This window comes from Pseudomonas sp. ZT5P21, assembly GCF_054897785.1.
The window spans coordinates 661,302-682,823 of record NZ_CM142705.1 but is presented as its reverse complement, the minus strand read 5'-3'; the positions used below and the strand labels follow the sequence as shown (position 1 = coordinate 682,823).

Sequence of the window (21,522 nt, the reverse complement as noted above, 5' to 3'; positions counted from 1 at the left end):
CTCATACGGTGAAGACCGGCACAGGATTACACCAGCGGTCCTTGTATTCACGGTCGGCGCGACCGAAGGAAAAGCGCAGGGGTTTGTCCAGCGCACGTGCATGCTCCCAGGCACTTTGGGTATTGAGAAAACTCAAGACGCTACCGGGGCTGAATTCGCGGGTTTCGGGATCGACGCCGCCATTGATGTACTCGACGCTGATCCATTGCGGCGCTTCGACGCGGTACACCAGTTGAATCGCGATCGGCGCATCGTTGAGGAAAATCACCGAGCCGATCAACAAATCACGCAACAACTCGATCACTTCGGCCATGCGCCCGGCTCCGGTTGCCGGAAAACCCCAACGACGCTGGAACAAGTCGCAATAGATCGACGCCAGCTCACCGCTGGAAAACTCGCTGACCGGCCGCACCACGCCACCCGCTTCTTCCAGCAAACGCAATTCGCGACGCTGGTTATAGCGAAACTTCTTCGACAGTTCTTCGGGAGTGCGGGCCATAGCCAGTTGTTCCGCCTGCAGCCTGATCCCGCTGAAGCGGCCTTCATTCAGCGCGGACAAGTAACGTGCACGATGGCGCAGGGGGGCTTGCGTATCAGCGGCGGCAGGCAGGATGAATTCTGCATTGCCGAGGTCGAACAGGCCCTTCTTACCGCGACGTTTGAGCACGTCCTTGGACAAGGCAAGGTCGCGACCCCAGGTCGGAATCGCAGCCTGGACATCGCCATTCGGCGCCCACGCCAGGTAACGCACCGGAATATCGGCCAACTGCGCCAGTCGCTCGACCACCATTGGATGAGTGGCGACGCTGCCGCCATAACGGTTCCAGGCCTCAGTGTACGTCGAGGCGTCGATCACCGACCAGCCACGCTCGCGCCATCCTTGGAATCGGTTGAGCATCAACCCCTCGCCGCCAGTTCGGTGACGTTTGGCAAATGCCAGAAAGCATCGCGCACCGCACGGTCGGAGAAACGCTCACGCAAGCGGTCGAGCATCAACTCGGCGCACTGACGGCGTTGCAAATCATCCATCGCGGCCAGGTGCTGCAGCCCTTGAGCCAAGTGCTCGGCATCGCCCAACGGGAACAGGATGCCGACGCCTTCGACCACTTCCTTCGCACCGCCGCATGCCGTCGCAAGCAACGGCACGCCAGCGGCCATGGCCTCCAGCAGTACCATGCCGAACGGTTCGTGATCGGAGCTCAAGGCAAACACATCGAAAGCACGGAAATAACGACGGGCTTCAGGCACCTGACCGAGGAACAGCACTCGGTCGCCGATTCCCAGTTCACGGGCCATGGCCTTGAGTTCCTGTTCCAGCCGACCGATACCGAGAATCACCAACTGGCTGTTAGCCGGCAAACCCGGTAACGCCGCAGCAAAACCGTGCAGCAACGTGATCTGGTCCTTGTCCGGGTGCAGTCTGCCGACGTTGCCGACAATCCACGCATCCATGGACAAACCCAGGGTTTCCCGAGCCTCGCGAAACGGCACGTGACTGTCCTGCAAGGCTTGCACATTGATGCGGTTATAGAGCGTCTGAATCCGTGCAGCCGGCCATTTTGGCAGGCAACTGCGCATGTCGTCGCGCACGGCATCGGAGACCCCGAGCAGACTCAAACGCTTGCGGAAAAAATTCACAAAGAGTTTTCGAGTGCCGCGTTTGTAGTCGTCGAACGCGTGATGTACGCCGATCACCGGCATCGATGTGCCAAGCAAGGCGATGTAGACCGGCTTGAAGCGGTGAGCAATGCAGAAACTGAAATTGCGCGAAGCAGCGATCTTGCGCAGATCGCCGATGGCGCCCAGCTTCAGGCCACGAATAGCCTTGGAGCTGTATTCCATGAACAGCACTTCATCGGAGGCACAGGCCGCGGCGACTCCGGCATCGGCAACCCCGGTCAGAAAAACCGTGGTCACTCGATAACCGGTCCCCGCGAACAGGCTGGCGTATTGCCGGGCGCAGTCAAGAAACGGCCCGTCATAGCCGTGACAGAACTGCAGCACGTGGCGTTCAGCCGAGCGTGTCATATGCGTCCGCACCCTCTTTGACCACTAGAATGTCTTCCATGATCAGATACTGTAGGTCGGAACCGAAGAACATGTTCAGGGCATCCGTCGGTGAGCAGATCATCGGTTCGCCACGACGGTTGAGCGAGGTGTTCAGCGATACGCCGTTGCCGGTCAGTACCTCCAGCGCCTTCATCATGTCGTAGTAGCGCGGGTTGTACTCGCGCTTGAGCACCTGGGCCCGGGACGTACCGTCTTCATGGACGACTTCCGGCACACGGGCTTTCCACTCTTCCGCCACTTCGAACGTGAAGGTCATGAACGGCGCCGGGTGATCGATCTTGATCATCTGCGGCGCAACGGTGTCGAGCATCGACGGGCAGAAAGGCCTCCAACGCTCGCGGAACTTGATCTGGTGGTTGATGCGGTCAGCCACGCCGGTCGCGCTCGGGCAACCGATGATCGAACGACCGCCCAAGGCACGCGGACCGAATTCCATACGCCCCTGGAACCAGGCCACCGGGTTGCCATCTACCATGATTTTGGCGATGTTTTCCGGCATGTTCTCAAGCTTGCGCCACACCGGTTTGCTCGGGTGACGGGCGCACGCGGCGAGCACGTCTTCGTTGCTGTACGACGGGCCGAGGTAGACATGTTCCATCTTCTCGACCGGGACGCCACGGGCATGAGACACATAAGCCGCCGCGCCGACCGCGGTGCCGGCATCGCCGGACGCAGGCTGTACGAACAGTTCCTTGACGTCGTCACGGGCGATGATTTTCTGGTTTAGCTTGACGTTCAACGCGCAGCCGCCGGCGAAGGCCAGCTTGCCGGTTTCCTTGAGCACATCGCCCAGGTAGTGGTCGATCATCTGCAACGCCAGTTTCTCGAACAGCGCCTGCATGCTCGCGGCGTAATGGATGTACGGCTCGTCGGCGATGTCGCCTTCGCGCTTCGGACCCAGCCACTCGATCAGCTTTGGCGAGAAGTAGAAACCCTTGCCCTTCTCTTTATAACGACGCAGGCCGATAACGTTGGCGTAGTCGGTGTTGATCACCAGTTCGCCGTTTTCGAACGAGGCCAGACGGGAGAAATCGTATTTGCTGGCGTCGCCGTAAGGCGCCATGCCCATGACCTTGAACTCGCCATCGAGCATCTCGAAACCGAGGAACTCGGTGATCGCGCCGTACAGGCCGCCGAGGGAGTCCGGATCGAAGAATTCCTTGATCTTGTGGATCTTGCCGTTTTCGCCATAACCGAAGAAGGTCGTGGCGTACTCACCCTTGCCGTCGATGCCGAGGATCGCGGTTTTCTCTTTGAAACCGGAGCAGTGGTAAGCACTCGAGGCGTGGGCCAGGTGGTGTTCGACCGGCTCGATCTTGATCTTCTTCGGATCGAAGCCCAGTTGCTCGAGGCACCAGACGATCTTGTTGCGGTAGCGCTTGTAGCGGCGGTTGCCCATCAGGATCGCGTCGAGGGCGCGGTCCGGGGCGTACCAGTAACGCTTGGCGTAGTGCCAGCGCGCCTTGCCGAACAGGCTGATCGGCGCGAACGGAATGGCGACCACGTCAACGTCGGACGGCTTGATGCCGGCCTGCTCGAGGCAGAACTTCGCCGATTCGTAAGGCATGCGGTTCTTTGCATGTTTGTCGCGCACGAAGCGCTCTTCTTCAGCCGCCGCGACCAGCTTGCCGTCGATGTACAAGGCTGCGGAAGGATCATGGCTAAGGGCGCCGGACAGGCCAAGAATCGTCAATGCCACAGGGGTCTAGCCTCTTTAGTCTGCATGCAGGCGCAAGGCGCCTCAAAATGGATGTGCCCTCGCAAGGGGCGAGAGACAGCTAAAGGGCGGGATTATAGCGTAAACATGGCAGGAATGACCCTACGGTTATCAGCGGCGCAATGATGGCTCGCGCGATGACGAAACCCCGGGTTATCCGCGACTCGCCCGCCAGTAGATCCTGAGATTGCCATCCATCCCTTGCCGGTAAATCGTGTAGGGCAAGGCTACGGTATCCAGCGCACCTGACAGCGCCAGGTCCAGCAGAACCAAAGGTACAAGAATGCCCGTAGGGTCCGGCGGCGCGTTCAGCACGCAGAAATCGTAGGCGAGGCCGCTGTAAATGCGGGGGATGGACTGGCAGTAGGTTTTTTGCTTTCGAAGGCTGCGCGCCGCGTCTTCGTCATTTTGCAGGACCGTGACCGCGGTGCCGCAACCGGACAGGGCCAATGAGCATACGCCAAGCATAACCGCCGTTTTTATAGTCAAAATCTGCCCTCCGGGTTCGTCAGGCAAACTAGCATCGTGACTATTCAGGGGACAGATCATGGGGTCTGGAGATCATGTAGGACATTTCATAAGAACTTGTCCCTAAATCTCGGGTGACTGGTCTGACGCAATCGCGGGCAAGCCCGCTCCCACAGTTTCCGGCCTTCCGCAAAATCTGCGTACGCCCCGAATCAGTGTGGGATCGGGCTTGCTCGCGAAAGGACCGAAGGTCCGATTCAGGCTGCGCTGGGGATGTCTTTGGGCAACCGCTGATCAATCACCTGATAAAGCGCACTGCTTTCAGGCCAGTTACGCATGAACCGAGCCCGGTCCCGCGCATAGGCCTGAGCGAAACTGGGGAGTGAGCCATGCTGGCACATCGCATCCAGATCGATCAGCGCCCAGCGATCCTCTTGCCAGAACAGGTTATGCCCCTTGAAGTCACCGTGACTGATCCGCTCGCGAATAAGCTCCGCAAACAGATGGTCCAGCGCCACCAATTCGGCTTCGGGCGCGTCACCGCTGTCAACGTACGGTGCGAACCGTTCGATGATGTCCGGCCCCGGCAAGTGCTCGGTCACCAGATATGCCCGGCTGCGCAACCAGAGGAAGCGCTTTTCCAGTACCGCCAACGGTTTCGGCGTGGCAATGCCGAGGAACGCCAATCGATTGCCTTCGCGCCAGGAATGCCAGGCACGGCTCGGGCGCCAGAAGCGTTTTAGCCAGTGGGCAAACCCTTTGATGTTGTAGCGCTTGATCACCAGCGTACGACCGGCCACTTCGACCTTGCCGACGCTCGCCGCGCCGCCGGTCTTGTACAGATGCCCCTGATCGAGCAACGCGTCGGCCTGTTCCAGCACCGGCAACATTGCTGCTTCTTCTTCGCGGCGAATCGCCCGCAGACCGAACGCTCCGCGCTGAACGCTGAACAGCGTGCATTCGCGGCCGACCTTGATCAGAAAATCCTTGAGGCGCCAACTGCGCACCTTGTCGACCTGTTTCTGTAACGCTTCCATCGGCAAGGCATGTTCGCCGTTGCTCAGGAGGTAATACACCAGCAGTTCTTCGGTGAACGGTTCCAGCGACTTGGGCAACTGAGCGAAAAACACCCCGAGGTTTTCCAGGACTTTCTGCCGCGACAGCGGTTGACCCGGGGTTTCGCTGCAAATCCCGGCGCCGTCGATCAAATACAGTCGGCCACCCTGGCGCAACAGGTTGTCCAGATGCAGGTCTTCCTGCCACAGCCCCTTGCGATGCATTTGACCAATCGCGCCCAGCGCATCGGCCATCACCGCCGTTTGCTCGTCCGCCAACATCGGCAGGTGCTCCACCTGTTTCCACGTATCTCCCAGGCTTTCGGCTCCTTCAAGGAAATCGAACAGCAGCCAGCCACCCTCGCCATCCTTCAGGCCATCGACCAATAGCTTCGGCGTGGTCAGCCCTTGGGCGGCGAGCACACGCACACCGTCCAGTTCACGCTGAAAATGCCGAGCGGCCTTGCTACCGACCAGCAACTTGGCCAACACGGGTCGGCCACGCCAGACACCGGCGCCAACGTAACGCTGGCCTGGCAACACCCGCAACACACTCAAAAGCTGCAACTCGGCAGGCCCGGCGGCATCGGCCAGAGAAATGCTCAGCGGCAGATCCGGATGGCGACCAGCCTTTTTCAGTTCGGACAAACGCATCAGTTCGCCCCCTTGTAACTGCGTCGCGCGGTCAATCGCGTCAGCCAGCTGTCGATCAGCGAACTGTCCTGCGGTTGATCCAGGTAGGTGGCCAACAACTCGCGCAACTGCGCGTCACTCCATTGCGGCGACCGCCGCGTCAGCGGTTCCAGATCCTTGACCCGGTCTCGCTGACCGAACAGCAGCGGCCGGGTTTTTTCCAGATCGATGAGCTGAGCCATGTAACCATCGCCGGTGGCCTGGAGAAAAATGTGTTTGGGGTAGAAGCATCCATGAACCTGACGCGCGCCGTGCAGGCTACGAGCCAATTGTCCACACGCCTTCAAAATGGCCGAATGCTGCGCAGGGCCCAGATCCGACCAGCGTTGCAACAGCGAATCCAGGTCATCCCAACCGTCGAGCGCGCGGGTCAGCAACACCGCCCGGACTTCGCCGTTGACCTTGCGCTCACCGAAGAACACCGCCTTCAGCGCCGGAATGCCGAGCTTTTCATAACGGCTGATGTTGCGAAACTCCCGGGCAAAGCTGGGTTCGCCGAAGGGCGCATGGAAGGTGCGCATCTGGTAGTTGCTTTGACGCTTGAGGTAGAAGCCGTGACCTTCAAGATCCAGCCGAAACACGCTGCTCCAGCCACCGCGCGCAGTGTTGGGCTCATCCACAGCCTCGAGCTGTCTGGCCCACAGTGCATCGAAAGTGCCGAGGCCGTGACGCTCCAGTAGCGCACGGTCTTCAGCGGCCAGAAAATCAGTCATTCGCGTCCCTCGAAAAATCTCACCACGTGCCGGATCCGTTTTTTATCGGCGGCATTGAGCCGCGTCCGTTGGCGGTATTGCAGGTAAAAGCGCAGGCGCTGGGTGGCCGACAAGTGATACTTGGCGACCTTGTCCAGACACGCCAGATCCTTGGTGATGCGGTACTTGAGCCAGAAGCCGCTCCAGAAATCACCGTTGGGGCAGTCGATCAGAAACAGTCGTGCCTCATCGTCGACCAGCAGGTTGCGCCACTTCAAATCATTATGGGTGAAGCGATTGTCGTGCATCGTCCGGGTATAACCGGCCAGTTGTCGACTGATGTGATCGACCCAGGCGCGATCCCTCAGTTTCGGGTCACGCCGCTCAGCCAGTACATTCAGGTCTTCGGTATGCGGCAGTTCTCGGGTGATCATCGCCCCTCGAGCGTAGGTTGCACCGCGCCGCTCAAGTCCCCAGGCCACCACTTCTGCAGTGGGAATGCCCCACTTGGCAAAACGCTTGAGGTTTTGCCATTCCATTTTCACGCGCGGCTTGCCAATGTAACGACGCAAGCCCTTGCCGGCGCCCACGTAGCGTTTGACGTAATAGTTGACGCCATTGCGCTGGACGCGGACGACCTCGGACAACAGGTCACGGGTCAACTGCTCGCCTTGAAGGGCAAACACCGCCTCAAGGCTGCCGAAGTCATCGACCAGATCGCTGTAAGCAGGTTCCAGTTTCCAGCCCGACATCAGAGCGCATCCCCGTATCGCTGTTTACGGTCGTAGAGTTTGTTGGCCTTGCCTTCGAGCCAGGCGAGCAACCCGGCTTCCTCGCCCAGGACCTGGCGCAGGGGCCGCTGGAAATAACCCTTGAGGAAACGCAGCTTGTCACGTTGAGTCAGGCCGATGTCCAGGGCCGAGAAGTACAGCGCGGCCAGATCCTTGTTGCGCCAGCGCTGGGTGATCGCCCGGCGGGTCTGGGCGCGGTGCAGGTCGATCACCGAGAGCTTGAAGTCTTCAGCCGTCACCGGTTTGTCGGTGTGCAGCAGAAAGTGGCAGATATAGCAGTCGCGGTGGTTCACACCGGCACGGTGCATCATGCCGGTCATGCGCGCGACTTCGGCGATCAGCGCGCGCTTGAGTGTTGGCTGCGGCGGGTTCTTGACCCAGTCGATGCTGAAATCTTCGAGGCTGACGGTCGGCGCCAGCTCTTCGGTGACGATGAACGAGTGTTGGTCGGCGGGGTTGCTGCCCTTTTCGCCATAAGCCACGGCGGTCATGGTGGGCACGCCGACTTCCTGCAATCGTTGAATGGCTTTCCATTCCTGGCCCGCGCCGAGTACCGGCAGCTTGGCGGTGAGCAGGTTCTTGAAGATCTCGCCCCAGCCGATGCCACGGTGGATCTTCACGAAAAACCCGTTGCCGTTCACCTCGGTGCGCAACGTGCGCCGGGCTTCGAGCTCACGGTAAACCTCGCCCTGAAGCCCTTCGACCTCGGCGAATGGATCGCGTCCAGCCCAAAGGCTCTTGAACGGTTCAGCCAGCATTAACTTCATTAAGCGTGCTCCGCCAGAATCACATCGGCCGCGTGTTGCGGCATGCTGTAGAGGTCGGCCGTCTCGGCGAAGGCCAGACCGTTGCGGCTCCAGGCCGCTCGTGCATTGGCGTCGTTCAACATGCCGGTCAGGTATTGCGTCAGTTGCGCCTGATCGAAGGGTTCATCCAGCACCAGACCAGCGTCGGCCTCTGCGATGTAATGAGCGTATCCACACACCGCGCTCACCAGCACCGGCAACCCGGCCACCAGGGCTTCGAGCAACACGGTCCCGGTGTTTTCGTTGTACGCCGGGTGGATCAACAGGTCGGCCCCGAGCAGGAAACGCGGGATATCGCTGCGGCCCTTGAGAAACGTCACGTTATCGCCGAGCCCCAAAGCAGCGCTCTGCATCTGGAACAATTTGGGGTCGTCCTGGCCAATTACAAATAGCCGGGTGCGTTTCTTCAGATCGGCGGGCAACGCGGCCAGCGCCTTGAGGCTGCGATCCACACCTTTGGTCTTGAACCCGGAGCCGATCTGCACCAGCAGCAGGTCATCGTCTTTCAAGTTGAATTCCCGACGGAAATCGGCACGGACCTCGGCGGCATTGGCCGGTGCGCGACGGTCCTGGGAGATGCCCGGCGGCAGCAGATGGAAGCGTTCCAGCGGCGTGTCGTAATGCTTGATGAACAGCGGCTGCTGGACTTCGGAAATCATCAACACTTCCGTTTTTGCATCTTTGGCGAACACCGCGCGCTCGTACTCGGCGAAGTGCCGGTAGCGGCCCCAACGACGGTACAGCGAGTTGCGCAGGTTCTGCGCCTTGTCTTCGAAACAACCGTCGGCGGCGTAGTAAACATCCAGGCCTGGCATCTTGTTGAAGCCGATCAGACGGTCCACAGGACGCTTGGCCAGGTCGGCTTCCATCCACTCGCTGAGCTTCTCGTTGCGACGGTGGTTGAAGAACGCCTTGACCGGCGCCACCAGCACTTCGAACCCCGGTGGAATGTCGCCTTCCCAGATCAGCGTGTAGACACGAATCTGATGACCGCGCCGCTGACACTCCAGGGCAATGCGCATGAAATCGCGCTGCAAGCCCCCAAACGGAAAGTACTTGTACAAGACGAATGCCAACTGCATCAACGCAGCTCCTCAGCCAGTAACAACGTGCTCAGTCGGGTCGCGACACGCTCGGGATTCAGACGCGTGAAGCACAGCGGCCACTCGCGTTTCAGGTCAAACCGGCGGGTATCTTCGGCCGTCGGTTGATAGGTGCATTTCTTTTGCAGGCACGGTGCGCAGGGGAAATCGCTGGCGATGTGGATTTGCGCTTTACCGTAGGCGCCGGTCAGTCCCGGGTTGGTCGGGCCGAACAGCGACAGGGTCGGCACGTCGAGTGCAGCGGCAAGGTGACCGAGACCGGTGTCCACCGCTACGCACGCCTGCGCGCCGGCCAGCACTTTGCCGACGCCCGCCAGATTCAGTTTGGGCAACACTTCGACGTGCCGCATGTCCTTGGCGATGCGCTCGGCACGGGCTTTCTCGGCCGGATTGCCCCAGGCCAGCTTCACGCCGACGCCCAGATAGCCGACACGCTCGGCCAGCTCGCGCCAGTAGGCTTCAGGCCAGTGTTTGGTATCCCACGTAGTGCCGTGCAGGAACACCACGTAAGGATTCTTGCGCGGCAGTTCCACCAGACGCTCGACGTTCAGGCCATAGTCGCCCAGGCCTTTGGGCAGGTCGTAGCCCAAGGCGATGGCGAACAACTGACGCACTCGCTCCACCGCGTGCTGGCCACGAGCTACCGCCAGACGCCGATCATAGAAACGCGCGGCGATCGGCTCCCGTGCCGAACCTTTATCGAGGCCCGCCACCGGCGCCTTGACGTAGCGGGTCAGCAAGGCGCTTTTCAGCAGGCCCTGCGCGTCAATCACCAGATCATATTTCGTGGCGCGAACGCTTTGCTTGAAGCGCTTCCACTCGCCACTTTTGATGGTCTGCCAGATGTTCTTGCGCCAGCGACGGATCGCCACCGGAATCACTTTGCCCACGGCCGGGTGCCAGGTCGGGATCTCGGCGAAACCTTCTTCCACCACCCAGTCGAACGTGATGCCGGGAATCGCCCGGGCCGCGTCGGTCAGCGCCGGTAACGCATGAATCACGTCGCCCAGCGAAGAAGTCTTGATCAGCAAAACCCGCAAACTATTTGACCTCGACCACAGTGCCCTGCAACCGCTGCAAGGCTTCGTTCACCGCTTGCGGCATGAGCTGGCGCAGGCAGTTGTAATGACCGAAGCGGCACGTGCGATCAAAGCACGGGCTGCATTCGATGCCCAGGCGCACGATCTCGACGTGCTCGGCCAGCGGCGGCGTGAAACCAGGCGACGTCGAACCATACACGGCCACCAACGGGCGATTCAGCGCCGCGGCGACGTGCATCAGGCCGGAATCGTTGGACACCACCGAGTCCGCGCAGGACATCAGGTCGATGGCCTCGGCCAGGGACGTGCCGCCGCTGAGGTTCACAGACTCTTCACGCAGGCCGGGAATCAGCCGCGCGCGGATGTCTTCGCCCACGGCGTGATCGTTTTTCGAACCGAACAGCCAGACTTGCCAGCCTTCGCGAATCTTCGCTTCGGCGACCTTGGCGTAATGCTCGGACGGCCAGCGCTTGGATTCGCCAAACTCGGCACCGGGGCACAGCGCCAACACGGGACGGTCGAGGGTCAGACCGAATTTGGCCAGCGCCGCTTCGCGGGTGACTGGATCAATCTGCAAGGTCGGGCGCGGATACGGTTTCGGCAGTTCAAGGCCGGGCTCGTAAGCCAGGGCCATGAACCGTTCGATCATCAGCGGGTAACGTTCTTTGTCCAACGTGCGCACGTCATTGAGCAGACCGTAGCGGAATTCGCCACGCCAGCCGGTGCGTTTCGGGATGCCGGCGAAGAACGGTACCAACGCCGACTTCAGGGAGTTGGGCAGCAGGATCGCCTGATCGTAGTGGCCGGCCAGGGATTTGCCGATGCGTCGACGCGTCGCCAGCTCCAGGGCGCCGTGACCGAGCGGAAAGCTCAAGGCCTGGCGAACTTCGGGCATGCGCTCAAGAATCGGCCGACTCCACTCGGGGGCCAGAACGTCGATTTCGCACTGCGGGTGGCGTTGCTTGAGACACTGAAACAGTGTCTGCGCCATCACCATGTCACCGACCCAACTGGGCCCAACGATCAGAATTTTCATGTGGTTTCCAAAAACGAACCGGGGAGGCCTTACGCCTCCCCGCTTCGAGAATCACTGCGGGAGCGGGGCTGCTTGCGATGGGTCATCACCTTCAACATGACTGTCGACTGTCACTCCGCATTCGCGAGCAGGCTCGCTCCCACATTGGGTGTTGGTGCACATCCAGTGCGGTGCAGCTTAGCTGCCTCAATCTACAAAACAACGCAGATCCACTGTGGGAGCGGGCTTGCTCGCGAAAGGGCCATCACATCCAACATCAATGTCGACCGACACTCCGCGTTCGCGAGCAAGCCCGCTCCCACAGGGGGTATCGGGTGTTTCGACTATCCGGTTTCAGCTTAACCCCAACTCGTGCCAGATCCGCAATACCTGACGTCGTTCATCCACGAACTGGTCCCCCGGTATCACCCCGGCGTCCTTCTGCAGGGCCTGCCGGTGCGCAGCGGAGCGGTAGGCTTTATAGGCCTCGCGCAACAGGCTGGCGTCTTCGGCGGGCATCAGCCCTTCGTGTTCCAGCCCTTCCAGAATGCGGATGTTGTCGGTCCAGCGCAGCAATGGCGGGTGTGTTTCGGACCACGCCAAGGCGGCGTATTGCACCATAAATTCAATATCGACGATACCTCCGGCGTCCTGCTTGAGATCGAACGGCGCCGTGGCCTCGAAGGCATTCGCCCCGGTGCCGGCCGCGGTGCTCTTGCTGCCGAGGTTGTCGCGCATCTTGGCGCGCATTTCGCTGACCTCCTGGCGCAAAGTCGGTAAATCCCGGGCCTTGCCCAATATCGCCGCGCGAACCTTCTCGAACGCCTGGCCGACGTCCTGACTGCCCACCAGCACCCGCGCCCGCACCAGCGCCTGATGCTCCCAGGTCCAGGCTTCGTTTTCCTGATAACGCGCAAACGCTCCGAGCGAACTCACCAAAAGACCGGAAGCACCGGAAGGTCGCAGGCGCATGTCCACTTCATACAACTGACCGGAGTTGGTCTGTGCCGTGAGCAAGTGAATGATCCGCTGCCCGAGCCGGGTGAAGAATTGCGCACCATCAATGGGTTTCGGCCCGTCGGTTTCCGCTTGCGGGTCACCGTCGTGAATGAACACCAGGTCCAGGTCCGAACCATGCCCCAATTCCAGCCCGCCGACTTTCCCGTAACCGACAATGATGAAGCCCGGATCGCACAGCGTACCGTCACTGCGCAACGGCGTGCCGTATTTGGCCACGGTCTGGCGCCAAGCCAGGGCCAGCACTTGTTCGAGGATCGCTTCGGCCAACCAGGTCAGGTAATCGCTGACTTTCATCAACGGCAGGCTGCCGGCGATTTCCGATGCGGCGACGCGCAAGCGGTGCGCCAGTTTGAAATGGCGCAGGGCTTCCATCTGTTGTTCGAGGTCGTCCTCGGGGATTCGCGTCAGACGCTCGCGCAGTTCGGCGGCCAGCTCCGGCGCCAAGGGCGGCTTGAACAGCCGGCCTTCATTGAGCAACTCGTCGAGCAAGAGCGGGAAGCGAGTGATCTGTTCGGCGATCCATGGGCTCGCGGCGCACAAGGTCAACAATCGTCGCAGCGCGCCAGGGTTTTCCGTCAGCAACACCAGATACGCGGAGCGCCGTGCCACAGCCTCCACCAGCGGCAGCACGCGCTCCAGCACCAGATCCGGATTGGCGTGTTCGACGGCCTGAGCCAGCAACCGCGGAATAAAGGCATCAAGACGTTCGCGACCCAAGCGCTGCATCGCACGCAACTGCGGGCTGCTGCGCAGACTGGACAAGGCTTTCAACGCTTTGGTGGCGTCGGCGAAACCGCCTTCCTCCAACTGACGACAAGCGGCCTCTTCGTCCTGCGCTTCTTCCCACAGTGGCAGCCATTCACCGCCAACCACCACTTCGCTCTCGGTGCCTTCCTCTTCATCGGGATCGGCGATCACCTGGCCAAAGTGCCAGGCCACTCGACCGCGCCAATACATAAGCCGCTCATGAAAGGCCTCCCAATCGGCAAAACCCAATATAAAGGCGATGCGCGCCTGGTCCTGTGCGCCGTCCGGCAACATCTGGGTCTGGCGGTCGGCAATCGCCTGGATTGCGTGTTCGGTGTAACGGAGGAATTCGTAACCGTCGCGCAACTCGTTGATCACCGCCGGTGGCAGATAACCCTGACCTTCCAGGATACTCAGTACTTTTAGTAGAGGTCGTTGTTGCAGGCTCAGGTCGCGGCCGCCGTGGATCAGCTGAAAAGCCTGGGCGATAAACTCGACTTCGCGGATACCGCCGGAGCCGAGCTTGATGTTGTCGGCCATGCCCTTGCGCCGGACTTCCTGCTGGATCAACTGCTTCATCGTGCGCAGCGCTTCGATGGCGGAGAAGTCCAGGTATCGCCGGTAAACGAACGGCCGCAGCATCTCTTGCAACTGCGCGCCAGCCACTTGATCGCCGGCCACCACCCGCGACTTGATCATTGCGTAGCGCTCCCAGTCGCGCCCCTGATCCTGGTAATACTGCTCCAGCGCATTGAAGCTCAGCACCAATGCACCGGCCGAACCGTATGGGCGAAGGCGCATGTCAACGCGGAACACAAAACCGTCGACGGTCATCGGGTCCAGCGCCTTGATCAGACGCTGGCCGAGACGGATGAAGAATTCCTGATTATCCAGCGAACGTTTCACCCCGACGGTTTCGCCGCCCTCGGGGTAGGCGAAGATCAGGTCGATGTCCGACGACAGGTTGAGCTCCATCGCGCCGAGCTTGCCCATGCCGAGGATGACCATCTGCTGCGGCTCGCCGCTGCGCCGGCCAGTCGGCACGCCGAACTGCTGACAATGCCGTGAGTACAACCATTGATAGGCCTGATCGATGCTGGCATCGGCCATGTCCGAGAGGTCGCGGCAGGTCTGGACCAGGTCGGCCTGACGGGTCAGGTCACGCCAGATGATCCGCACTTGCTGACGGGTGCGCTGGCGACGCAGGGCGCGACCGAGTTCGTCTTCCGTTTCAGCCGCATGCACCGCCGCCGCAATCTGCGCGCACAACTCGCCGGGGGCAAAACCGCGATCCAGTTCGCCGGACTGCACCAGCGCCAGCAACATCAAAGGGTCACGGACGCTCTGTTCAATCACGAAGTCGCTGGCGGCAGTGACGCGGGCGAATTGCGCCCAACGTTCAGGCGTCCAGTCAGACAGACCATGATCATCATCGAGCGCCTCGACGGCCGCACGGAACGACTGCTCGGCACGGGTGACAAACGGCAGGAGAATGCCGGGCAGTTCGGCAAGCGAAGGGAGGCTCATGGTCTATCCTTGATCGGCGTGTAGAGGGCTGCATGTAGTGATTCGGCAAAAAGCACTACGTGATCGACTGTCGAACAAAGGTTAGAAATAGCTGAAATTTCTATATTTTTGGCAGACAGCATCAAGCCTTCACCTTTCATGGTTGGCAAAAGACCAACCTTAACGATTATTCTCACAACGCAGCCGGAGACCACAAGCCGCTCATCTGTAGTTTTACTACTCGTCTATACATTCGAAAGGCTGAAATGCCCGATGATTTGTAGTAAAACTACACGCCGCCGGAACCTACCTCTCGGCAATCCAAGAATTTATATCGTCTGCCCACAAGGCCAGTCGCAAACTCAGGCAACCGATTCTGGAAGCCTTTCCGCCCTGGAGCAAGCCATGCAAGACCTCGATCCCGTCGAAACCCAGGAATGGCTGGACGCCCTGGAATCGGTTCTCGACAAAGAAGGCGAAGACCGTGCTCACTATCTGATGACCCGTATGGGCGAACTCGCAACCCGCAGCGGTTCGCAATTGCCTTACGCCATCACCACGCCATACCGCAACACCATTCCCGTTACCCACGAAGCACGCATGCCTGGCGACCTGTTCATGGAACGCCGCATTCGCTCGCTGGTACGCTGGAACGCGATGGCCATGGTGATGCGTACGAACCTGAAAGATTCTGACCTGGGCGGTCACATCTCCAGCTTCGCCTCCAGCGCCACCCTGTACGACATCGGCTTCAACTATTTCTTCCAGGCCCCGACCGACGAACACGGCGGCGACCTGATCTACTTCCAGGGTCACACCTCGCCAGGCGTTTACGCCCGTGCGTTCATGGAAGGCCGCATCACCGAAGACCAGATGAACAACTTCCGCCAGGAAGTGGACGGTCAGGGCCTGTCGTCCTACCCGCACCCTTGGCTGATGCCTGACTTCTGGCAGTTCCCGACCGTATCCATGGGTCTGGGCCCGATCCAGGCGATCTACCAGGCACGCTTCATGAAGTACCTGGAAGCCCGTGGCTTCATCCCGGAAGGCAAGCAGAAAGTCTGGTGCTTCCTGGGTGACGGCGAGTGCGACGAGCCGGAATCCCTGGGCGCAATCTCCCTGGCTGGCCGCGAGAAACTCGACAACCTGATCTTCGTCATCAACTGCAACCTGCAGCGCCTCGACGGCCCGGTTCGCGGCAATGGCAAGATCATCCAGGAACTCGAAGGCGTGTTCCGCGGTGCTCAGTGGAACGTGACCAAAGTCATCTGGGGCCGTTTCTGGGACCCACTGCTGGCCAAGGATGTCGACGGCATCCTGCAACGTCGCATGGACGAAGTCATCGACGGCGAGTACCAGAACTACAAAGCCAAAGACGGCGCGTTCGTGCGTGAACACTTCTTCAACTCGCCGGAACTCAAGGCGATGGTTGCAGACTTGTCCGACGACGAGATCTGGAAGCTCAACCGTGGCGGCCATGACCCGTACAAGGTCTACGCGGCGTACCACGAAGCGGTCAACCACAAAGAACAACCGACCGTCATCCTGGCCAAGACCATCAAGGGCTATGGCACCGGTGCCGGTGAAGCGAAAAACACCGCGCACAACACCAAGAAAGTCGATGTCGACAGCCTTAAGTTGTTCCGTGATCGTTTCGATATCCCGGTCAAGGATGATGAGCTGGAAAACCTGCCGTTCTTCAAGCCAGAAGAAGGCAGCGCAGAAGCTCGCTACCTGAGTGAGCGCCGCACTGCACTGGGCGGTTTCGTGCCACAGCGTCGCGCCAAGAGCTTCGACATCCCGACGCCGCCACTCGATACCCTCAAGGCTATCCTCGATGGCTCGGGCGACCGTGAAATCTCCACCACCATGGCCTTCGTGCGGATCCTGGCGCAGCTGGTCAAGGACAAGGAAATCGGTTCGCGCATCGTCCCGATCATCCCGGACGAAGCCCGTACCTTCGGTATGGAAGGCATGTTCCGTCAGTTGGGCATCTACTCGTCCGTCGGCCAGCTCTACGAGCCAGTCGATAAAGACCAGGTGATGTTCTACAAGGAAGACAAGAAGGGCCAGATTCTCGAAGAAGGCATCAACGAAGCGGGCGCCATGAGCTCCTTCATCGCTGCCGGTACCTCGTACTCCAGCCACAATCAGCCGATGCTGCCGTTCTACATCTTCTATTCGATGTTCGGCTTCCAGCGTATCGGCGACCTGGCCTGGGCTGCCGGCGACAGCCGTACCCGTGGCTTCCTGATCGGCGGCACCGCCGGCCGGACCACGCTGAATGGCGAAGGCCTGCAACACGAAGACGGTCACAGCCATATCCTGGCCGGCACCATCCCGAACTGCCGCACCTTTGATCCAACCTACGGCTACGAGCTGGCGGTGATCATTCAGGACGGCATGAAGAAAATGACCGAAGAGCAGCAGGACGTTTTCTACTACATCACCGTGATGAACGAGTCCTACCAGCAGCCTGCCATGCCGGCCGGTGTCGAGGAAGGCATCATCAAGGGCATGTACCTGCTCGAAGAAGACACCCGCGAAGCGGCGCACCACGTTCAGCTGATGGGCTCCGGCACCATCCTGCGTGAAGTTCGCGAAGCGGCGAAGATTCTGCGTGAGGAGTTTAACGTCGGCGCTGACGTATGGAGCGTGACCAGCTTCAACGAACTGCGTCGCGATGGCCTGGCCGTCGAGCGCACCAACCGTCTGCACCCGGGCCAGAAGCCGAAACTGAGCTACGTCGAAGAGTGCCTGAACGGCCGTAAAGGTCCGGTCATCGCTTCTACCGACTACATGAAGCTGTTCGCAGAGCAAATTCGTCAGTGGGTACCGTCCAAGGAATTCAAGGTCCTGGGCACCGACGGTTTCGGCCGCAGCGACAGCCGCAAGAAACTGCGTCATTTCTTCGAAGTGGACCGTCATTTCGTGGTGTTGGCAGCCCTGGAAGCATTGGCTGACCGTGGCGACATCGAACCCAAGGTGGTCTCTGAGGCTATCGCCAAGTTCGGTATCGACCCGGAAAAACGCAACCCACTGGACTGCTGAGGAGACACTCTGTGAGCGAACTCATTCGCGTACCTGACATCGGCAGCGGTGAAGGTGAAGTAATTGAACTGTTTGTGAAGGTCGGCGACCGTATCGAAGCCGACCAGAGCATCCTGACGCTGGAATCGGACAAGGCGAGCATGGAAGTGCCTGCGCCAAAGGCCGGCATTATCAAGAGCCTGAAAGTGAAGCTGGGCGATCGTCTGAAAGAAGGCGACGAACTGCTGGAACTGGAAGTCGAAGGTGCCACTGCTGCGGCCCCTGCGGCTGCCGCTGCACCTGCCGCGAAAGCTGAAGAGAAACCGGCCGCTGCTCCAGCCCCGGCCGCTCCGGCTGCTGCGCCGGCTGCCGCTTCGGTCCAGCAAGTGCACGTGCCGGACATCGGTTCGGCGGGCAAGGCCCAGATTATCGAGATCCAGGTCAAGGTCGGCGACACCGTCCAGGCTGATCAATCGCTGATCACCCTGGAATCCGACAAGGCCAGCATGGAAATTCCATCGCCTGCCGCTGGCGTGGTCAAGAGCATCAGCGTCAAGCTCAACGACGAAGTCGGCACCGGCGACCTGATCCTGGATCTGGAAGTGGCGGGTGCTGCGGCACCGGCTGCTGCCGCGCCAGCACAGGCGGCAGATCCGGCCGCTGCTCCGGCGCCTGCCGCTGCCGCTCCGGCTGCACCGGTTGCCGACAGCGTTCAGGACATTCACGTCCCGGACATCGGCTCGGCGGGCAAGGCCAAGATCATCGAAGTGCTGGTCAAGGCAGGCGACACCGTCACCGCCGACCAGTCGCTGATCACCCTGGAATCCGACAAGGCCAGCATGGAAATTCCATCGCCTGCCGCGGGCGTGGTGGAAAGCGTTTCCATCAAGCTTGATGACGAAGTCGGCACCGGCGATCTGATCCTGAAGCTGAAAGTCAAAGGCGCTGCACCTGTTACGGCTCCGGCTCCGGCGTCGGCTCCAGCCGCTGTGGCACCGAGCGCTCCGGCGCCAGCCGCCGCTGCTCCTGCGGCTCCAGCACCTGCGGCGGCTCCGGCCAAGCCAGGCGCCAAGGTTCACGCTGGCCCGGCTGTACGCCAACTGGCCCGTGAATTCGGTGTCGAGTTGAACGCGGTCAGCCCAAGTGGCCCGCACGGTCGTGTGCTGAAAGAAGACGTGCAGGTTTACGTCAAAGCGATGATGCAGAAGGCCAAGGAAGCACCGGCCGCTGCCGCGGGCGCAACCGGCGGCGCGGGCATTCCACCGATTCCGGTCGTGGACTTCAGCCGCTTCGGTGAAACCGAAGAAGTGCCGATGACTCGCCTGATGCAGATCGGTGCGTCGAGCCTGCATCGCAGCTGGCTGAACATTCCGCACGTGACTCAGTTCGATTCGGCTGATATCACCGAGCTGGAAGCGTTCCGTATCGCGCAGAAAGCGGTTGCAGAAAAGGCCGGCGTCAAGCTGACCATCCTGCCGCTGCTGCTCAAAACCTGCGCGCACCTGCTCAAGGAACTGCCGGACTTCAACAGTTCGCTGGCACCCAGCGGCAAGGCGATCATCCGCAAGAAGTACGTGAACATCGGTTTCGCCGTCGACACCCCTGAAGGCCTGCTGGTACCGGTCATCAAGAACGTCGACCAGAAAAGCCTTCTGCAGCTTGCGGCTGAGGCGGCTGCGCTGGCCGCCAAGGCCCGCGACAAGAAGCTCACTGCTGACGACATGCAAGGCGCCTGCTTCACCATTTCCAGCCTCGGCCACATTGGCGGCACCGGCTTCACGCCGATCGTCAACGCGCCGGAAGTGGCGATCCTCGGTGTTTCCAAGGCAACCATCCAGCCAGTCTGGGACGGCAAAGCTTTCCAGCCGAAACTGATGCTGCCACTGTCGCTGTCCTACGATCACCGCGTGATCAACGGCGCCGCTGCTGCACGCTTCACCCAGCGTCTGAGCAGCCTGCTGGCGGACATCCGCACCATCCTGCTGTAACACCGGCCGGCCCTCCTTCACCGGAGGGCCTGTCGCGTTCTACGCTTTCCGAGCGCCACGCTCGTACCTCAACCCCGCCAATTTGGCGGGGCTTTTTTTGCCTTGAAGAAAGTCTCTTTCCTACGTTCGCGGCTGAATTCGGCCACAACTCGAATCCACTTCGGCACGATTTTTTTTGCCTGCCACCCACTAGGCTTAGTTACACAAATGACAGACATAAAACTTATGTCAGTTTACTTGCTTAGTTAATACCCTTCGAACGGATTCGAACATGCTTAAACCTACCGTCGGCCCGATTATTGGCCACACTACAACTCATCATGCACGCATCTTTTTACGTGGCGAACTACAAAAATATACTTTGGTATTTGGTGGAATTCGTTATCGACGCAGCGGTGACACACCTTGGTCCAAAGGCATTTTCACGCAACTGACAAGTGCGCGTGACATGTGCGACGTCTATGCGCTAAACGACCTCGACGCCGATACCGAGTACGAATACCAAGCGGGCTGGTTCAGTCCCATGAGCCCTGTTCACACCGTGGAGACGATTCAGGAACTGCCGCTGCAATGGCCCAGGGAAATCTATCGTTTCAACACGCAGCCCGGGGAAATTACCGCGCCCCGGGCGTACATAGTCGGCTCATGCCGTTACCTGCGAATGACCGCCGGCATGCCATCGCTCCCACATCTGGGCGACCGGATCTTTGCCTCCATCACGAATCTGGCGCAGCGCGCCGAAACGCCCATCAGCGCCCTGTTGATGACCGGCGACCAAGTCTATATCGATGACTTGAACATCATCGCGCCTGATAGGGAATACAAGGAAATACTCAGCAAGTACCGCATAGCTTTTTCTCAACCTCATATTGCAAAGTTGATGTCCGGCACGCCGACTTACATGATCCTCGACGACCATGAAATCGAAGACAACTGGCCCGCCAATAAAAACAAAAACGACGACTATCTATACAACAATGCCATCGCCGCTTATGAGTTATATCAAGCCAGCCACAGCCCGGCCCATGAGTTACTTAAAGATGGAAACATCTATCGCCCCCTGGAGCGCTATTGGTACCAATTCACCAACGGTGATATCGAATGGTTTGTCACCGACAGCCGGACCCGGCGCAATCTGGCGGCCAGCGACCGGCGCATTCTCGATGAAGAGCAGGAAAGTGCTTTATGTGACTGGCTGATTCACAGCCCGGCGCGGGTCAAATTCGTCGTCACCAGCGTCATGTTCTACCCCGACCGAAAACGCCTGGGCGATGACGCCTGGAAAGCCTTTCCGGAACAACGCCTACGGTTGCTGGAGACTATTCGCACGCACCGCATCAAGAACGTATTCTTCGTGTCCGGCGATGTGCACGGCTCCCTCACCAGCCGACTGACCCACAGCGAAGAACCGGACTTCGAGGTTCACACCATCGTCTCCTCGCCGCTGTGCAACAGCAAACTGCTGCCCTATGCCAAGGCCTCCACCTTCATCCTCGATCAGCCACTGCAGCGAACTGCCGCGGGAGACTATCGGCATGAACTGACCAGCAAAGTGATCAGCCAGGACAACTTTGCCCATCTGGTTGTCGGGCCCGAGCAGATTCGCGTCAGTTATCACGATCGGGACGGCAAGCCCCTGCAAACGGTGAACATCAGGTTGCGTTAGGACCGATACGGCCAACTGCATTAGTTTTCGGGGCTGACTGAAGAAAAAATCGCCTCTGCCGACACATTCTTATAGCACTTGGCCTTCATGTCTCTTGTCAGTCGGTGTCGCAATG

Annotated in this window: 15 protein-coding genes; 3 read left to right on the top strand and 12 right to left on the bottom strand. The window is 60.0% G+C overall.

Annotated elements, in window-relative coordinates; translation table 11 throughout:
- Nucleotide 1: 1 nt before the first annotated feature.
- The 12 genes from ACYZT9_RS03120 to glnE form a co-directional block, all read right to left on the bottom strand.
- On the bottom strand, nt 2–898 hold the full coding sequence (locus ACYZT9_RS03120; RefSeq protein ID WP_462008522.1) for an antimicrobial resistance protein Mig-14: 897 nt from the start codon (nt 896–898) through the stop codon (nt 2–4).
- Entirely contained in the window at nt 898–2,028 is a 1,131-nt protein-coding gene (locus ACYZT9_RS03115) for a glycosyltransferase (RefSeq protein WP_462008521.1), read from the bottom strand. Before ACYZT9_RS03115 ends, ACYZT9_RS03120 begins: the two co-directional genes overlap by 1 nt.
- Nucleotides 2,012–3,769, bottom strand: a complete 1,758-nt coding sequence (locus ACYZT9_RS03110) for a carbamoyltransferase family protein (protein WP_462008520.1) — start codon at nt 3,767–3,769, stop codon at nt 2,012–2,014. The genes ACYZT9_RS03115 and ACYZT9_RS03110 overlap by 17 nt, the downstream gene beginning before the upstream one ends.
- A gap of 171 nt (nt 3,770–3,940) precedes the next feature.
- Complete coding sequence (locus ACYZT9_RS03105) at nt 3,941–4,276, bottom strand: YceK/YidQ family lipoprotein (protein WP_462010144.1); 336 nt, start codon at nt 4,274–4,276, stop codon at nt 3,941–3,943.
- 236 nt (nt 4,277–4,512) lie between these two features.
- On the bottom strand, nt 4,513–5,964 hold the full coding sequence (locus tag ACYZT9_RS03100; RefSeq protein ID WP_462008519.1) for a lipopolysaccharide kinase InaA family protein: 1,452 nt from the start codon (nt 5,962–5,964) through the stop codon (nt 4,513–4,515).
- Nucleotides 5,964–6,716, bottom strand: coding sequence for a lipopolysaccharide kinase InaA family protein (locus tag ACYZT9_RS03095; RefSeq protein WP_462008518.1), 753 nt, complete (start codon nt 6,714–6,716; stop codon nt 5,964–5,966). Before ACYZT9_RS03095 ends, ACYZT9_RS03100 begins: the two co-directional genes overlap by 1 nt.
- Nucleotides 6,713–7,447 carry a lipopolysaccharide kinase InaA family protein gene (locus ACYZT9_RS03090; RefSeq protein ID WP_462008517.1) on the bottom strand — a complete coding sequence of 245 codons (735 nt, stop codon included), beginning with the start codon at nt 7,445–7,447 and terminating at the stop codon, nt 6,713–6,715. The genes ACYZT9_RS03095 and ACYZT9_RS03090 overlap by 4 nt, the downstream gene beginning before the upstream one ends.
- Entirely contained in the window at nt 7,447–8,253 is an 807-nt protein-coding gene (gene rfaP, locus ACYZT9_RS03085; protein ID WP_462008516.1) for a lipopolysaccharide core heptose(I) kinase RfaP, read from the bottom strand. The genes ACYZT9_RS03090 and rfaP overlap by 1 nt, the downstream gene beginning before the upstream one ends.
- A complete protein-coding gene (locus ACYZT9_RS03080) occupies nt 8,253–9,374 on the bottom strand; it encodes a glycosyltransferase family 4 protein (protein ID WP_462008515.1) in 1,122 nt (373 codons plus the stop codon). The genes rfaP and ACYZT9_RS03080 overlap by 1 nt, the downstream gene beginning before the upstream one ends.
- Nucleotides 9,374–10,435: a lipopolysaccharide heptosyltransferase I gene (gene waaC / locus ACYZT9_RS03075; RefSeq protein ID WP_462008514.1), complete on the bottom strand. Its 1,062-nt coding sequence runs from the start codon at nt 10,433–10,435 to the stop codon at nt 9,374–9,376. The genes ACYZT9_RS03080 and waaC overlap by 1 nt, the downstream gene beginning before the upstream one ends.
- Nucleotide 10,436: 1 nt before the next feature.
- Nucleotides 10,437–11,471, bottom strand: coding sequence for a lipopolysaccharide heptosyltransferase II (waaF, locus tag ACYZT9_RS03070; protein ID WP_462008513.1), 1,035 nt, complete (start codon nt 11,469–11,471; stop codon nt 10,437–10,439).
- A gap of 333 nt (nt 11,472–11,804) precedes the next feature.
- Nucleotides 11,805–14,744 (bottom strand): bifunctional [glutamate--ammonia ligase]-adenylyl-L-tyrosine phosphorylase/[glutamate--ammonia-ligase] adenylyltransferase, encoded by a 2,940-nt coding sequence (gene glnE, locus ACYZT9_RS03065; RefSeq protein WP_462008512.1) that lies wholly within the window; start codon nt 14,742–14,744, stop codon nt 11,805–11,807.
- A 384-nt stretch (nt 14,745–15,128) separates the two neighbouring features.
- Here glnE and aceE point away from each other — a divergent pair, with 384 nt between their 5' ends.
- The 3 genes from aceE (at nt 15,129) to ACYZT9_RS03050 (ending at nt 21,407) form a co-directional block, all read left to right on the top strand.
- Nucleotides 15,129–17,774: a pyruvate dehydrogenase (acetyl-transferring), homodimeric type gene (gene aceE / locus ACYZT9_RS03060; protein ID WP_462008511.1), complete on the top strand. Its 2,646-nt coding sequence runs from the start codon at nt 15,129–15,131 to the stop codon at nt 17,772–17,774.
- An 11-nt stretch (nt 17,775–17,785) separates the two neighbouring features.
- A complete protein-coding gene (gene aceF / locus ACYZT9_RS03055) occupies nt 17,786–19,741 on the top strand; it encodes a dihydrolipoyllysine-residue acetyltransferase (RefSeq protein WP_462008510.1) in 1,956 nt (651 codons plus the stop codon).
- Between the two features lie 271 nt (nt 19,742–20,012).
- The gene (locus ACYZT9_RS03050) at nt 20,013–21,407 is read left to right on the top strand and encodes an alkaline phosphatase D family protein (protein ID WP_462008509.1); all 1,395 of its coding nucleotides are present in this window, start codon (nt 20,013–20,015) and stop codon (nt 21,405–21,407) included.
- Nucleotides 21,408–21,522 lie beyond the last annotated feature (115 nt).

Coding starts and splice junctions, on each gene's coding strand:
- ACYZT9_RS03120 (WP_462008522.1), bottom strand. CDS start 898: ATGCTCAACCGATTCCAAGGATGGCGCGAGCGTGGCTGGTCGGTGATC.
- ACYZT9_RS03115 (WP_462008521.1), bottom strand. CDS start 2,028: ATGACACGCTCGGCTGAACGCCACGTGCTGCAGTTCTGTCACGGCTAT.
- ACYZT9_RS03100 (WP_462008519.1), bottom strand. CDS start 5,964: ATGCGTTTGTCCGAACTGAAAAAGGCTGGTCGCCATCCGGATCTGCCG.
- ACYZT9_RS03095 (WP_462008518.1), bottom strand. CDS start 6,716: ATGACTGATTTTCTGGCCGCTGAAGACCGTGCGCTACTGGAGCGTCAC.
- ACYZT9_RS03090 (WP_462008517.1), bottom strand. CDS start 7,447: ATGTCGGGCTGGAAACTGGAACCTGCTTACAGCGATCTGGTCGATGAC.
- rfaP (WP_462008516.1), bottom strand. CDS start 8,253: ATGAAGTTAATGCTGGCTGAACCGTTCAAGAGCCTTTGGGCTGGACGC.
- ACYZT9_RS03080 (WP_462008515.1), bottom strand. CDS start 9,374: ATGCAGTTGGCATTCGTCTTGTACAAGTACTTTCCGTTTGGGGGCTTG.
- waaF (WP_462008513.1), bottom strand. CDS start 11,471: ATGAAAATTCTGATCGTTGGGCCCAGTTGGGTCGGTGACATGGTGATG.
- glnE (WP_462008512.1), bottom strand. CDS start 14,744: ATGAGCCTCCCTTCGCTTGCCGAACTGCCCGGCATTCTCCTGCCGTTT.
- aceE (WP_462008511.1), top strand. CDS start 15,129: ATGCAAGACCTCGATCCCGTCGAAACCCAGGAATGGCTGGACGCCCTG.
- ACYZT9_RS03050 (WP_462008509.1), top strand. CDS start 20,013: ATGCTTAAACCTACCGTCGGCCCGATTATTGGCCACACTACAACTCAT.